The organism is Streptomyces sp. NPDC015242, from assembly GCF_043079125.1.
In the GTDB taxonomy this organism is placed as follows: Bacteria; Actinomycetota; Actinomycetes; order Streptomycetales; family Streptomycetaceae; genus Streptomyces.
The window spans coordinates 530262-542186 of the sequence record NZ_JBIBUF010000007.1; the positions used below are offsets into that span (position 1 = coordinate 530262).

General features: G+C 69.3%; 11 protein-coding genes. 5 read left to right on the plus strand and 6 right to left on the minus strand.

Annotated features, from left to right (window positions below):
* Positions 1 to 97: 97 nt before the first annotated feature.
* Together ACF07N_RS25375 and ACF07N_RS25380 are read right to left on the minus strand one after the other, a co-directional pair.
* Positions 98 to 1279, minus strand: coding sequence for a DUF932 domain-containing protein (locus ACF07N_RS25375; protein WP_392116949.1), 1182 nt, complete (start codon positions 1277 to 1279; stop codon positions 98 to 100).
* 153 nt (positions 1280 to 1432) lie between these two features.
* A complete protein-coding gene (locus ACF07N_RS25380) occupies positions 1433 to 1774 on the minus strand; it encodes a hypothetical protein (RefSeq protein WP_392116952.1) in 342 nt (113 codons plus the stop codon).
* 388 nt (positions 1775 to 2162) lie between these two features.
* Here ACF07N_RS25380 and ACF07N_RS25385 point away from each other — a divergent pair, with 388 nt between their 5' ends.
* A complete protein-coding gene (locus ACF07N_RS25385; RefSeq protein WP_392116955.1) occupies positions 2163 to 3632 on the plus strand; it encodes an SAVED domain-containing protein in 1470 nt (489 codons plus the stop codon).
* Between the two features lie 15 nt (positions 3633 to 3647).
* On the opposite strand, the gene ACF07N_RS25390 is transcribed toward ACF07N_RS25385, so the two are convergent.
* Positions 3648 to 3791 (minus strand): hypothetical protein, encoded by a 144-nt coding sequence (locus tag ACF07N_RS25390; RefSeq protein ID WP_358484752.1) that lies wholly within the window; start codon positions 3789 to 3791, stop codon positions 3648 to 3650.
* Positions 3792 to 4192: 401 nt separating this feature from the next.
* Between ACF07N_RS25390 and ACF07N_RS25395 the strand changes: the two genes are divergently transcribed.
* From ACF07N_RS25395 to ACF07N_RS25410, 4 genes are read left to right on the plus strand one after another with little or no spacing between them, the layout of a single operon-like run.
* On the plus strand, positions 4193 to 5170 hold the full coding sequence (locus ACF07N_RS25395) for a hypothetical protein (RefSeq protein WP_392116958.1): 978 nt from the start codon (positions 4193 to 4195) through the stop codon (positions 5168 to 5170).
* Positions 5167 to 5751: a hypothetical protein gene (locus ACF07N_RS25400; RefSeq protein ID WP_392116961.1), complete on the plus strand. Its 585-nt coding sequence runs from the start codon at positions 5167 to 5169 to the stop codon at positions 5749 to 5751. The genes ACF07N_RS25395 and ACF07N_RS25400 overlap by 4 nt, the downstream gene beginning before the upstream one ends.
* Positions 5745 to 7025 carry a ThiF family adenylyltransferase gene (locus tag ACF07N_RS25405; protein ID WP_358853997.1) on the plus strand — a complete coding sequence of 427 codons (1281 nt, stop codon included), beginning with the start codon at positions 5745 to 5747 and terminating at the stop codon, positions 7023 to 7025. Before ACF07N_RS25400 ends, ACF07N_RS25405 begins: the two co-directional genes overlap by 7 nt.
* On the plus strand, positions 7022 to 7498 hold the full coding sequence (locus ACF07N_RS25410; RefSeq protein ID WP_392116964.1) for a Mov34/MPN/PAD-1 family protein: 477 nt from the start codon (positions 7022 to 7024) through the stop codon (positions 7496 to 7498). Before ACF07N_RS25405 ends, ACF07N_RS25410 begins: the two co-directional genes overlap by 4 nt.
* A 267-nt stretch (positions 7499 to 7765) precedes the next feature.
* Here ACF07N_RS25410 and ACF07N_RS25415 read toward each other — a convergent pair whose 3' ends face one another.
* The 3 genes from ACF07N_RS25415 to ACF07N_RS25425 all read right to left on the minus strand — a co-directional run bounded on the left by ACF07N_RS25415 (position 7766) and on the right by ACF07N_RS25425 (position 11921).
* On the minus strand, positions 7766 to 8731 hold the full coding sequence (locus tag ACF07N_RS25415; protein WP_392116967.1) for an ATP/GTP-binding protein: 966 nt from the start codon (positions 8729 to 8731) through the stop codon (positions 7766 to 7768).
* Positions 8732 to 8832: 101 nt separating this feature from the next.
* Positions 8833 to 11217 (minus strand): Mu transposase C-terminal domain-containing protein, encoded by a 2385-nt coding sequence (locus ACF07N_RS25420; RefSeq protein WP_392116970.1) that lies wholly within the window; start codon positions 11215 to 11217, stop codon positions 8833 to 8835.
* Positions 11214 to 11921: a hypothetical protein gene (locus ACF07N_RS25425; RefSeq protein WP_392116973.1), complete on the minus strand. Its 708-nt coding sequence runs from the start codon at positions 11919 to 11921 to the stop codon at positions 11214 to 11216. The genes ACF07N_RS25420 and ACF07N_RS25425 overlap by 4 nt, the downstream gene beginning before the upstream one ends.
* Positions 11922 to 11925 lie beyond the last annotated feature (4 nt).

Genomic DNA, 11925 nt, shown 5'->3' on the forward strand with positions numbered 1-11925 from the left:
GCGCCCCTAGCTCGGGTGGGGCGCTGCGCGCTGGGCCCGCGCGGGCCGGGGAGGGGAGGGCGGGGGGATGCCCCGGCCCGCGCGGGGGCTTGGTGGGTTAGCCGTGTGCGGCGGCGGCCGTGAGGGCCGGGAGCGCGAGCGCTTCGAGGGCGGCGGCCTGGTCGGCGTCGGTGAGGGTCTGCGCGGTCGACGTGACGGCCTGCATGACACCCCCGGCCGTGATCTGCCCGCCCCGGATGAAGTGCGCCAGGATGGTCTCCTTGGCCTCGGCGCCGATGCTGAGCGTCTTGGTGACGTGCTCGATCGTCTTCGTCGGGTCGGCCAGCGGCTTACCGGCCGCGTCCTCCATCTCACGCACCTTCGCCTCGACGTACTCCCGCGACAGAAACGTGCGCACGGCGTCGGCGGTCTTGGACGTGATCAGCTCCAGCGTCTTACGCTGGGTCTGCCCGGACCAGGACACCACGCCCTCATCCTGCCTGCCCCCCAGGTGGACGGCGCGCATGACGTCCTTGGCCATCGTCATACCGTTGCGGCAGACCTGGACCACCGCGCGCGGGGTGATCGTGTACGCCCCGCCCCCGACTTCGCTGTTGGTGATGACGAACCCGGCCGAAATCATCGGCAGCTCGTCACCGCTGCGATCGTCGAACGGCGAGCGGTAGCCGCGCAGCAGCGTGCGGGCCTGGACGGCGACCGCTTCGGACTCCACCCGCACGTACATGCGCCGGTCGGTCAGGTCGCAGCCGGTGACCTGGGTGGGGTGCCCGGACTGCTTCACCCCGTCCAGCGCGGCCAACAGCATGTCCAGGTTGTCCATCAACTTGTAGCTGTCGGACAGCAGCGCACGGGCCACGCCCTCGGCCGGCCGCATCCCGGGGCCGTGCTCACCCCGGAACGCACGGAGCATGAAACGCCGCTCGGGGGCGGTGCGCAGCCACGCGTTGACGTTCTCGTCCAGCAGCGGGACGTTGTCGGCGCGCATGCGGCGCAGGTAGGCGAGCGGGATCTTCAGCTTGTCGGCGATGCCCTCGTCGGCGACGGCGGTGGGCCGGTAGACGCCGTCCACGTCCGTCACGCCGTCCTCGGTGATCAGCGACTCCACACCCTCAACGTGCAGGTTGCCCTCACGGAAGCGCAGCGCGGCGGCCGGAGCGATCACGTCCAGCTTGCGGCGGTTCTGGTCCTCCAGGATGCGGGCCAGATCGGCCAGGTTCGCGTTCCGGGCCCCGGTCGGGGCGGCGACGTTCACGGCGCGCTCGGCGAACTGCTGAGTCATGCTCTCCCCTTCGTTGCGTCACGAGGGCGGGGCCACCGCCCCCGGGACGCTGCGTTGACTTCTGCGGAGCCGAGGGGCGGGGCCACCGCCCCTCAACACATCAAATAATAGACCTTTCCTGAGGTGTGTGAATCCCCATCTGACCTGGGCCTTTCACTCCATCCTGTGGTACTCAGACAGGGGGGTGATGCTCACCCGACGCACGTTCCTGACCGCCACGGCCATGATGCCGCGCAACTCGCACAGGTCGTAGCGGAGTTCGGGTACCTCACTGAACGGGTCGGCGTGCGCGTGAATCGCGCACACCCAGTAGCTACCGTGACGACTGGTCACACTGCCGTGATAGTCCACCTTCTGCCACAGCACCGGAGCCGAGCGATGCGGGTCCAGACTCCGCGCCACGGCGATAAGCACCGGGTCGGCCATCCGCTCGGCCATCAGCAGGAACCCGAACGCGCGCGCGACCGTCTCCCGGTCGACCGGCACGTCGGCCATCGCCGGGCCCGTATGCCCGGTGCGTGTCACGACCAGCCAGAGGTGAGGCCTGCGTCGACGACTTGAGAGCCTCTGGCCTGCGGGATCTCGACTAGGGCCGGACGACTCTCTGAAACGTCTGACCTGCTGCTTCTCTGATTCGAGGTCCTCTGACCTGGCACGCCGCAACTTGATCCGGACACACATCAACTGCTCTCGGACGCGGAGCAGCGACCGAGAAGGCTTTCGGGGTCCTGGGCGGTGTGCCGGTGAGCGGGCGAGAGCCTGTGGCCCCGCCCGACTGCCGGTGGGTGCGAGGGCTTCCCACTTGGCCTTGCTTGCGGCGATGATCGGCTGAGCATGCCGATGGCCGTAAGCGCGGCGGCCCGACGCCTGGGAGATCGTTTCAGTGCGAGACCTGCCTGCCCCGAGCTCGACGGGTGTCCGTATTGCTGGTGACCGCTATCAGTGGCTGGCTGCGTGGCAGGGGTGTGTCGCCGCTGTCCGGGATGCGGCGCTGCGTGCGTCCAACCCGGTGGTGGCGGTGGGCGTCGAGGTCGACGACGCGGGGAACTTGGACGATGTCGTCTTGTACCGGCAGGTGCCGCCGCACACCTACATGCAGGTCAAGTACGCCGCGGACAGCTCTACCCCGGTCAACGGTGACTACCTGCTCAAGCTCAGCGATCGCGGCGGCCCGTCGATCCTGCGGAAGATGGCGCAAGCCTGGGAGAAGCTCACCGAGGGCGGCACTCCGGTCGATCTCGCGTTGCTGAGCAACCGGTCCCCGGATGCGGAAGACCCGCTGATCTCGCTGAGGGACTCCCGCACTCAGCTTCTGGTTCCGAAGGCGGCGCAGCAGGGCCCGGGCTCCAAGAAGGGTGAGGCACGCAGGCGTTGGGCCGACGGTGCCGGGCTGAGTGAGGACAGGCTGCTGGACTTGCTGAAGGTGCTGCGCTTCGACCTGGCACGAGACGTGATGCACCTGCATGAGCACTTGCAGATGCTGATGTTCGCCGCAGGGCTGCGGTTCAGCGAGGAGGCCATGCACTCCGGCGCGGACTGGGTGGCCCGTCAAGTCGCCGACGGGCAGCGCCGCCTGTCCCTGGCGGATATCAGGGAGGCGATCCGGGCCTTGGGCCTGGAAACCGGCTCATCGCGTCCGGTGCTGTCCATCGCCACCCTGAAGCCGGATCCCATGGCGGAGGACGCCGATTACGCATTGGACTGGGTGGATCGCTTCGAGGGAGCCTCACCGTATGTGAAGCGGCGTCCGCTGGCCCCGGCCACCTGGGCGCAGTTGCAGGCGGACATTGAGGCCGCGCCGTACCGGATGCCGCCGGGCACCACCACGGTCGCTGTCACCGGCAGCCTGCGTCTGGCACCCGCTTTCGTGGTCGGTGCTGCCTTCCGCATGGTGGCCGGCTCCGACCTTGCCGTGGCTCAGCGTGAACAGCTGTGGTCATCCACCGCAGCGTACGACTCTCCGCTGACGCCAGCCGTCGATGAGCACACCCTTGACCTTGGAACGGATCTCGCCGTGGCCGTCGCGGTCGCCACGGACCCCACGCAGGACGTGCTGGACTTTTTGCGCGAGCATCGGGTGCCCGTCTCCCGGCTGCTGGTCTTGCGCCCGCCCGGAGGGGCGAAGGACAACTCCATCCCGGATGCCGCGACGGCCAGCGCGTTGGCCGTCGGTATCCGGGACCTGCTGCGCCGTGCCTGCCGCGCACATCCCGCGATCCACCTCTTCCAGGCCGGCCCCATGGGCCTGGCCCTGCTGCTGGGCAACCGGTGGAACCGGCTGCGCCCCACCACCGTGTACGAGGACGTCAACGCACAGCAGGTGTATGAGAAGGCCTTCGTCATCGACGCATGAGGGCTCGTTAAGCCCCTACGGTCCCGCCGCCGGAGGCGTCGTGGTGCCGCGTGCCAAGCGCATGTCATGGTGGAGCCGGGCGAGGCGGTCGCGGGCCGTGAGCCAGCCCAGCGCGACGGCGACCGGCAGCGGGCCGTGGAAGAACAACAGCCCCTCCACCGCAGCGGTCCCGCCCAGACGCTGAGCCCCCTCTCCCCGGGCTGTCCCTTCGGGGTATGCCCGCCGGAGATGCGAGGAGTGTGTCTTCCCTGGCCGGCTGTCTCGTCCCCCTGCCGTTAGCCGAGGTTTGCATCGGGCCTGGGCCCGGCCCGGCGGGTCCTCGATGCGAGGCAGCAGCTCAGACGGTCCCTCTCACCTGCATCAAGCACGCGGCTCCGATGCGGATGGCCGCTGCCGTAAATGATCAACTAGTCCTGGTGCAGGAGGGTTTGTCAGTGGTGGGTCTTACTGTGGTGAACGAGCAGCCATAGATGCCTGTTTGTGGCCGCCGTGCCCCAGCCCGGGGTCGGCGGCCGCGGCGTGCACCCGGGCTGGACGACGCGCCCGAGGAGGCACACCGCATGGGGATCGACGACGCATTCGACGCGTTCCAGAAGACCGTCAACGAAGACATAGACAAAACCAGACTGGCCCGCGAGCGCAGGGACCTGTTCAAAACCGCGCTGTTGAGCGAGCCGGACGTCCTGGAGACGTTCGGCTCGGGTTCTCTGAGCCGCAGCACGCAGCTCAAGCCCATCCACGACGTCGATGTCGTGATCGTCTACGACCCCGACGAGCACCCCGAGTGGGGGAACGACGGCCCGAGCGCCCAGGACGCTCTCGAGCACGTCCGCACCCAGGTCAACCGGCTGCTGAGCCAGACCAACGGCACCCACGCCAACGAGGTCCGGCACACTCTCGTGCGCAATCACGCAGTCAAGTGCTTCCTGGACGACCCCGAGGACCCGGAGGCCTTCACCGTCGACGTCATGGCCGCCCTGCGCCAGGAGGACGGCTCGCTGCTCATCCCCGAAAAGCTGAACACCCGGTGGGTGCCGGCCAACCCGGAATACCTCATCGGCCAAGTCGCCGATCACCAGCGGGACTGGCCGCACTTCCGGCCTCTGGTCAGGGTCCTCAAACAGTGGCGGCTCACCGCCCCGGTCCAGGGAGGCATCAAGTCTCTCGTCATGGAGGTCCTCGCCCTCAACTGCATGCCCAGGTCCGGCAACCGCTCCCAGGCACTGAGGACGTTCTTCACCGCCGCCGCGGTCCGCGTCCACGAGGGCGTGTGGGACCCGGCGGGGCTGTGTGGTCAGATCCAGCCGGACCTGGACCATGCAGGTCTGTCTGATGCTTTCGCCGACGCCGCAGACCTCGCGGAGCGGGCCTGCGTTGCTGCTGCCGAGGGAGACACCGACAACGCGCTGCGGCTGTGGCAGAGGATCTTCGGCGGCGACTTCCCGGCCCCTGCCGCGCCGGCCAAGCCAGCCTCACTGATCACCGGGACCCCCGCGCTCATCACTCCGCGGCCCATCAAGGATGCACCCCAGGGATGACGACCGCACACACGCCCAACGGCCGCACCCACCACACCTGGTGGGCGTGCGAACCGCGCCGACTGCACCGTGACCATGAGGAGATCACCGCTCAGTTCCCCGGCCTCCTCTGGAACGAGGCCGGAGCAGGGAGTTGGGAGGGCAGGCTGCCCCGCTGGCCTTTCGAGAGGCCCGAGCCCGAGCATCTCACCGCCTGGATCGGCGAGGAAGGGCTCCTTGTGCGTCTGGAGTACAGCCAGGCCTACCCCATGGTGGCGCCCCGGCTCGTTCCCGTGGATCCACTGCCCGAACCGTTTGAATGGACCCAGCACCGCTGGCACGTCAACGGCGACGCCAGCCTGTGCCTTCTGCGGGACGACGTATGGACGGGCCGCGAGTCGGTTGTCGATCTGTTGCTGAAGGCCGCCGGCTGGCGGATCGAGTATGCGTTGATGAAACATCAGGCGATCGAGCAGATGACCGGCAGCGGCATCGTAACCGACGATCGCCTCGACCACTTCCTGGCCCAGCCCCCGTCACCCGAGGACACCACTGACCACCCTGAGCTGGACACCGGCGGACAGGACGATTGCTCGTGCTGATCCTCATCCCGCAGGACGCCGCGACCACACTCCGCGCCTCGGGCGCGTGGGGCCGACTGTCGTTGCGTATCAGCCATCCGGACGACCTAGCGGTGGTGGGCGGCATCTCCGAGGGCGGCGGCTCCATCATCTCGGTCGACCCGCCGCCCCCTGCCCCTCGCCTGCTCGCTGGCTGCGACTCCCGTCCTACTGGCTACTGGTACCAGGCCAAGAGTGAACTGCACGCGCTCTGGTACCTCCTGCGGGCACGGCGGGGCACGTCCATGAAGCTGGACGCGTTCAAGGACGCGGTGCCCAGCGGTTTCAAGACGCCGGGAGAAGGCGGCTATGTGGCCATCACCCACGCCCCCGGCGTGAAGGACGCCTTCCCCGAAAGCGGTCTGCCCGACCTCGTCGCCTGGCACGTCACCCGCGCGGGCTTCCAGCCCATCGAGGCGTCGGCTGAGCCCGAAACCACCGGGATTCGGCAACTCGGCGGTCACTGGCCCGTAAAGGAACTGCAGAACACCCGCATCATGCTGGTCGGAGCGGGGAGCATCGGCTCGGCCACCGCCCACGCTCTGGCCGGCTACGGCGTCGGCCATCTCACCCTCGTCGACCCCGACCGCCTCGACTGGCACAACCTCGTCCGGCACACCAGCGCCCGCCGACACATCGGCCGGCACAAAGTCACCGCCCTCGCCGAGGAACTCGCCGCACTGCGCCCCGACACCACCGTCAGCGCTCTGGCCCTCGATGTCATCGAGCACGCCGACCACATCCGGGCCCTCCTCGCGGACACCCACCTCGTCGTATGCACGGCAGACGGAGTAGCCCCGCGCCGCGTCACCGGCCACTTGGCCCGCCGCGCCGGCCTCACCGCAGTGTTCGCGTGCGTCCTGCAGGACGGCGCCCTCGGCGAAATCCTGCGACTGCGCCCCTGGCCCCAGCACGGCTGCCTCACCTGCAGACGACGGACCCTCGCCGAGGCAGGCGGCCTCGACCCCGAGCCCGCCCTGGACGCCGGGTACGGCACCGGCACCCGCCACCGGCCGATGACCGCCGTCGGCTCCGACCTGCACCTGGTGGCCCAGCTCGCAGCCAAAACCGCCGTCGCCACCGTCCTCCAACGTGCCGGACACCCCGACCAGCGACTGCCGGGAGAGCATGCCCTGCTCGGCCTGCGTCGCCAACCCGACTGGGCCCCACCCTTCGACCTCGGCCACACCGCCGAGCTGCGCTGGCTGCCCGCCACACCACCGAGATCCGGCTGCCCCACCTGCGAAGCCCCATGACCCAGCAGCCCGTCACCACCGTGCACCTCACCGCACAGGCCTCCCGGATCGTCACCACCGAACTGCGCACGGCCGACCACAGCACGGAGACCGGAGGCATCTTGCTGGGACACCACACTCACGACACCGTCACTGTCCACCACGCCGGAACCCCCGGACCTGCCGCCGTGCGCACCCCTACCTACTTCCTCCGCGACCTGGCACACGCCCAGGCACTGGCCGACGAGGCATTCGCGAGCGACGGCAGCGTCTGGGTCGGCGAATGGCACACCCACCCCACCAGCCGCCCCATCCCGAGCGCTCGCGACGCCGCCACCTACAGGAAACTTCTCAACGATCCGGTACTGGGCTTCCACAGCGTCATCGCGGTGATCTTCGCTCCCCGGGCAGGCCGTTGGGAGGGCGCAGCCTGGGCATGCCGCCTCGGCCGCATCGAGCCGGTGCAACTGCAGCTCTCCCGCTCTGTCGGATGAGACGCCGAAAGAAGCTCGGGTGCTCAGAACGGGGGCGGCAGAGCACGTCACCGTTCACCGGTGGCTGGCCAGCCGCACCGTAGAGCTCTCAGGCGACGGCTGCCTCTGCGGCAGGGCTCTCACCGTCGGCGTCCCGGCCGTCGGCGGCGCCACGGATGCGGGGCCGCCGAACACCCCCGATGGTTCGACGCCGAAGCAGCAGGCTGCCCGCGGCAGCCGGGCTGGTCGTGCACGCTGCACAGGACGGCGCGCCTTACCGGCGCGGTGTCAGTCGTCGTCGGGGTCGTTGCGGCCGACGAACATGTCGTCGAGGGTTTCTTTGGTGATGGCTTCGGTCTCGTCTTCGATGGCTTGCTGGGCGGTCTGGCAGATGAGCTGGTCGAGGGTGTCCATGTAGCCGCCGGTGCGCTCGTGGAGTTCTTCCTCGAGGTCCAGGAGCGAGCCGGGCTCGTGGTCATAGAGCCGGAGGTTGGAGTCGTAGGCCCGCAGCACGGTGCGCCATCCCTCCTCCTGCCCCGCGTGGAAGGGGATGGGGTTGATCCGTATGACAGGCAGGCTGCTGCGGAACTGCTCGGAGGTGCGGGGCCGTTCGGTGCGGCGGCGGTTGTGCAGGCCCTCGTTGACGATGTCGGTGGCGCCGCGACCGCTGTAGATGACCGAGAGGCGCAGGCGGGCCTGGAGGCAGTCGAAGTAGTCGAAGGCACCGGCCAGGTCGCTGTCGTGGATGCGGTCGAGTCCGTCGATGAGGAGCAGGGAGGTACGGCTTTCGCGCATGGCGTGGATGACCGGTTCGGTCATGTCGGTGCTGCGGTAGGTCCGCTTGTCGATGTTGACGGTGTGGTCCATGCCGAAGAAGTCCGCGAGCGGCAGGGACCAGTCCATGTTGCTTTCATGGCGCGGAGGGACGTTGATGTAGACGACGGGGGTCCACTCGCTGTCCGGCCTGCGCTCGGTTTCCAGTAGTCCCTGGTAGGCGCGGCCGATCTGGAGCAGCAGCGTGGTCTTGCCGGCACATCCATCGATGATCATGCTCATGCGTTTTCCGGTGGGGCGGAATCGGTTGGTACGCAGGGTGCGCCGCGCGTCCTTCAGCCCCTGGGTCACATCGGGGGTGGAGACGGGGATCATCTCTCCGTGGTAGATCATCCGCGGGTCGGTGTCGGTGACCTTCGTGCCTTTGGGGGCGCAGTCCTGCAAGTCCGGCGGCTCGAGTTTGCGGTGCACGAAGTCCATGAACCCCTCCCGCACTGTGAGCAGTTCGGGATCCAGCGGCGACCACCGTGCAGCGAGAGCTGCGGGGGCGGCTGGTTTCGGGGCGGTGCGCGCAGCGTCCATCACGTCTCCTGCGGGTCTTGGCTGGGCGGGGGCGGGTCCTGATGGGGCCGCGGCGCAGGCCGCTCGGACGGATCCGCTGCCAGTTCCCGGAAGATGTCGCCGGCTGATCCGCCCAGGCTGTGCGCTCCCGCCGGAGCGGGACGGCGCCGCGGGGGCCGGGGCCGGCCCGGCGACGTCGGCGGGGCGGCGGGTTCGGGCACAGCGGCCGGCAGCGCGGCACGGCGGCCCGGGAAGAGGTCCTTGGCATCGACGTTGAGGGACGGTGCGGGCGTCACGCTGCCGGGTTCGGCCCGGGTGATCCCTGCATACGGGTTGGCCGGTGTTTCGGCGATCTCCAGGGGCTGCGGAACGAACGCGGCCACCGGCTTGACGGAGGTGGAGGTGGGGGAGGGGCCGCGCCGTGCGCGGGTCAGGAGATCGTCCACGGCCCGGGCGATTTCTTCCTCGCCGCCTTCCCGGCCGACGAGACCGGCGACGAGGTCGGCGGCCTTCTCCCACAGGTACTGGGTCCACGAGTCGCGGATCAGGTGCTGGCACTTGAAATCGAAGGGCACCCACGGACTGCGGGCGGGGTCCTTTTCGACCGTGTGGTCGTACAGCCACACCCGGCTGGGCTCGTAGGGGTTGTAGTAGACCGGCCAGCGCCGGCCCTGTCCCTTGATGCCGGTGTGCCGGTTCTTGAACTCCCGGATGCGATGGCTGACATACGTACGGTTGCCGATCTTGATGCCGTCGCGGGTCACGGTCCGCTTCGCCTGGAGGAGCAGCTTGCGGCTCTCATCCGGTGTGACCGGCCGCGGCACGGCGCCTTCCACGGCGACCGCCGCCGCATACATCTGGTTCGGGGTGAGGACCAGAGAAGGAAGGAAGGGGGAGCGCAGTCCTTCGTGCGGCCGCCGCTGCCATTCGGTGACCACCCACTCGTGCCACAAATCCTGCAGCTCGTTCAGCGTCCACAACCGCTCCTTGTCGACGTCGTCGCCGCGCGTGGCCAGGCTGTTGCCGGTGTAGCCGGCAACGAACTGGGAGAACATGCTCTTGACCGAGGCGTTGGTGCGTTCGATGACCGCCTTGTCGGTGGGGGTGCGCTCCCGGGCGGACTCCACCTCGATGCCCAGCATGCTGCACACGTCCTTGAAGTGCCGGGCCTTGAAGATCTTGGCGTTGTCGACGACCACCGTCTTCGGGCGGATCACCGGCCGCGCCGCGGCACCGGCCATCCGCGGATCGCCGGCCAGCATCTTGGCGTAGGGCAGGTCCGAGTTGGCGGCCAGCGCCTGCGGCGACCAACCGGGGCGCGCCGCGAGCGGCGCCATCGCCTGCCCCAGCAGCAGCGCGGCATCCAGCGACTTGGTGCCGCGGCCGCCGCGGCGCCGGCTGCCCGGCCCCTTCTTCCGGCCCGAAGCCTTGGGAACGATCATCCCGGCGATGAAGCTGCGGCTCAGAACGTCCAAGGCATAGGTCAACTCCACTGCCACGGGACGCCCGTCGTCGCCGAGCGCCAGGACGTCCAGCCCGGTGCCGTCGATCTCCACGCGCTCGCCCAGCAACGACACCGGCGCCGGATGGTAGGGAGGCTCGGGCGGGGCGGTGGCATCACTGCCCCGCCCGGGCGCCGCCTTCAGCGACTCCGCCGAGATCCCCAGCCGCTTGAGCAGGTCGTAGAAGGTGGTACGGGCCGGCATCAGGTCGCGGTACTCATCCGGATGCGCGCGTCGCAGCGTCGCGCGCACCCGTTTGTACAGCCGGGAGAAGGTGCCCGCCGACGCGCCGCGCTGGGCTTTGTCCTCCTGCTGGATCAGCGCCACCACCCGCTCGTCGACGTTGCCGTGGACGGTGCTCGTGCGCAGCCACCGCTTGTCGACCAGACCGAGCAGCCCGTGTGCTTCGTAGGCCAGGCATTTGCGCTGCACGGTAGCGACCGACCCGGTCAGGCCGGCCGCCTTCAGCTCGGCCGCCTTCAGGGCGTAGCGGGCGGTGCGGGTGGTGGTCGCCAGATCGTAGCCGCGCCGCGCAGTGAAGGCGCCGTCCCGGGCGCCGACAGGGCGGCCGGTCAGCACCTCCCGGACGTGCTCCTCCCAGCGGCGCACGTCCTTCAGCTGTTCTTCATCCAGCCGCTCCAGTACGGACAGGTCCGGCACCGCTCCCGGCTCCTGCGCCATCCCGTCGGCCTTCAACACGGCGAAGTCCGGGGCGGATACAAGGACGCAGACCACCACCAGCGCGTCCTGGCCGCCGTCGTCCATCGCCGCCAGGTGCACGGTGGAACCCTGCAAGGCGCCCACCAGATAGCGGCCTGTCTTCCATTGGACCGTCATTCCCGGCCGGAGCGTCCCGGCTGGCGCGTCCGGGGCGTCGACTGGCAGGGAAAGGACGGCGCTCATGCTGCCGCTCCGGCCGCCCACACCAGGCTGTCGGGGGTCAGGGGCTCATCCCAGTGCGTCGTCAGGTCCTGCGTCCACAGCAAGTTCCAGCTGCTGGCACGGCCCTGTCCCGGAGGAAGATCCACCGCGTCGGCGCCCCTGCTCAGCGGCAGAGGGCGGGCGAATGCCTCCAGCAGGACGGCCCTGGCGCTGGCGTCGGCGAACTCGTCGTGACGGAACTGCGAGACGATGTACACATTGCGGCGCAGCTGGCCGCCCGGGGCGCGGGCGACATCCACCTGCCATCCCGCCTGCGCGGCGGCTGCCTGGGCCACCGACCATTCCTGATCGTCCGGCTCCCTCCTGTCGGGGGAGTGCAGATAGATGATCTGCTGCCCCTCGACGGTGCGTGCCATGAACGCCGGGTTCACCACCCCCGCACGCTCACCCTCGCGCCATTCGACCTGCAGCGACGGTGCAGCCAGGTAGACGATGCACGGATCGCGGTCGAGGAACATGGCCGCATACGCGTGTTCCCGGGACCGGCAGCTGACGTCCTTCTTTGTGGTGGACGACCACCATTGGCGCACCTTCGACTTCCGTCCCCGGTAGGCGCGCTGCTCGTGCAGCACCGGCCATTCCTCCACCGGAAGTCCGCGCAGCGCCCGTGGAATGCTGAGGCGCTCGCGGCCCATGTCGTCGCGGTAGCGCACCTGTAAGTCCACGAGC